Origin of the sequence: Nocardia sp. NPDC058497 (assembly GCF_042720195.1) — a bacterium.
GTDB lineage: Bacteria > Actinomycetota > Actinomycetes > Mycobacteriales > Mycobacteriaceae > Nocardia.
Genome location: NZ_JBHXMY010000795.1, coordinates 1 through 2,181, shown reverse-complemented (window position 1 = coordinate 2,181; position 2,181 = coordinate 1). Strand labels below are relative to the sequence as shown.

Below are 2,181 nucleotides of genomic sequence, written 5' to 3'. Positions count from 1 at the left end.
GTGTATAAGAGACAGCCGCCGTGTCAGGTCAGTTCTGCTCGTAGGTGCCGATCAGGGTGGCCCGGCCGAGGGTGTGGAAGAACAGGTTGAACCCGAGGTAGGCGGGCGCCGCGTCCGGCCCGACTTCCAGCTCGGGGACGTCGACGGCGTGCACCACCACGAAGTACCGGTGCGGCCCATGGCCCTGCGGGGGCGCGGCGCCGACGAAGCCGGGGAAGCCGCCGTCGTTGCGCAGTGTCACCGCGCCGGCGGGCAGTGTCCCGCCTTCGCTGCCCGCACCGGCGTCGAGGGAGGTGACCGAGGCCGGGATGTTGGCGACGGCCCAGTGCCAGAAACCGGACGCGGTCGGGGCGTCCGGATCATACACCGTCACCGCGAAGCTCTGGGTGTCCTCCGGGAAGCCGGACCAGCTCAGCTGCGGCGAGATGTCCTTGCCGCCGGCCCCGAACACCCCGGACACCTGATCGTTGGCCAGCGGCTGACCATCGGTGATGTCGGCAGAAGTGACGGTGAACGACGGAACCTGCGGCAGTGCGTCATACGGGTTGTAGCTCATGGGTTCTCCGATTCGTGGCGTCGGTGCTCAGCTGTGCAGGAGGAAGTGTTCCAGTACCCGGGTGCCGAATTCCAGTGACTGCACCGGCACCCGCTCGTCCACCCCGTGGAACAGGGCGGTGAAGTCCAGCTCCGGCGGCAGCTGCAGCGGCGCGAAGCCGAAGCAGCGAATACCCAACCGCGCGAACGCTTTCGCGTCGGTGCCGCCGGAGAGCATGTAGGGCACGGTGCGCCCGTTGGCGTCGTTGGCCAGCACCGCGTCGTTCATCGCGTCGACGAGGTGCCCGTCGAAGGTGGTTTCGTAGGAGTCGAGCTTGGTGATCCACTCGCGCTCGACATCCGGGCCGATCAGCTCGTCGACCTCGCGTTCGAACGCGGCCTGCCGGCCCGGCACGACCCGGCAGTCCACCACGGCCTCGGCGGTCTGCGGGATGACGTTGGCCTTGTAACCCGCCTGCAGCATCGTCGGATTGGCGGTGTCGCGCAGGGTGGCGCCGATGATGCGGGAGATGGTGCCGAGCTTGGCCAGCTGGCCCTCGATATCGGGGCCCTCCGGGTCGAACTGCAGCCCGCTCTCCTCGCTGACGGCGGCGAGGAATTCGGCCACCGAGTCCGAGAGCACCACCGGGAAGGTGTGCCTGCCCAGCCGGGCGACGGCTTCGGCGAGGATGGTGACGGCGTTGTCGTCGTGCAGGAACGAGCCGTGCCCGGCGCGAGCCTTGGCCCGCAGGCGCATCCAGCCCAGCCCCTTCTCCGCGGTCTCGACCAGGTAGAGCCTGCGTTCGGTGCCGTCGGGACGCGGCACGGTCAGTGAGAACCCGCCGACCTCGCCGACGGCCTCGGTGACGCCGTCGAACAAGTCGGGCCGGTTGTCGACCAGCCACTGCGACCCCCACTTGCCGCCGTTCTCCTCGTCGGCGAGGAACGCGAACACCAGATCGCGCGGGGGCACCGTGCCTTCGGCTTTGAACTGGCGGGCCAGGGCCAGCGTCATGCCGACCATGTCTTTCATATCGATCGCGCCGCGACCCCACACGTAGCCGTCACGGACCGCGCCGGAAAACGGGTGCACGCTCCAGTCGGAAGCTTCGGCGGGCACGACGTCGAGGTGCCCGTGGATCATCAGGGCGCCGCGGCCGGCGTCGGCGCCCTTCAACCGCGCGAACACGTTGCCGCGGCCGGGCGCGCCCGATTCGACGTACTCGGTCTCGTATCCGACCTCCTGCAGCTGCGCGGCCACCCACTCGGCGCATTCGCGCTCGCCTTTGGTGGTCGCCAGCTCACCGGTGTTGGAGGTGTCGAACCGGATCAGCGCACTGACCAGCTCCACCACCTCGTCCACCGCGCGGGACCGTTCGTTCGAACCAGAACTCTCGCCAGATGCCGACACGTCCCCTTTCCTACCACTCCTGCCACTTCCTCCGCGCCATCTCCCCTGGCGCGCGAAGATCCCGCCGCTGCCGGCGACTACAACTCGCGCTGAGCGGAATTCCGGATTGGCGCGCCCACCGGGCCGTGTGTTTGGCTGTGGCGATGAGATCGCGGGTCGTTCGGGTCGGTACCTTCGTGCTGGCCGGCGCCGCGACGCTGGCAGGCGCGGTCGGTGTCGCGCTGTACTACACCGGT

The 2,181-nt window shown here is 69.0% G+C and carries 2 protein-coding genes; both read right to left on the bottom strand.

What is annotated here, in order from left to right:
* Positions 1-28: 28 nt before the first annotated feature.
* Entirely contained in the window at positions 29-556 is a 528-nt protein-coding gene (locus ACFWPJ_RS31040) for a YbhB/YbcL family Raf kinase inhibitor-like protein (protein ID WP_378856810.1), read from the bottom strand.
* A 27-nt stretch (positions 557-583) separates the two neighbouring features.
* Positions 584-1,945, bottom strand: coding sequence for a M20/M25/M40 family metallo-hydrolase (locus tag ACFWPJ_RS31035; RefSeq protein ID WP_378856808.1), 1,362 nt, complete (start codon positions 1,943-1,945; stop codon positions 584-586).
* Between the last annotated feature and the right edge of the window lie 236 nt (positions 1,946-2,181).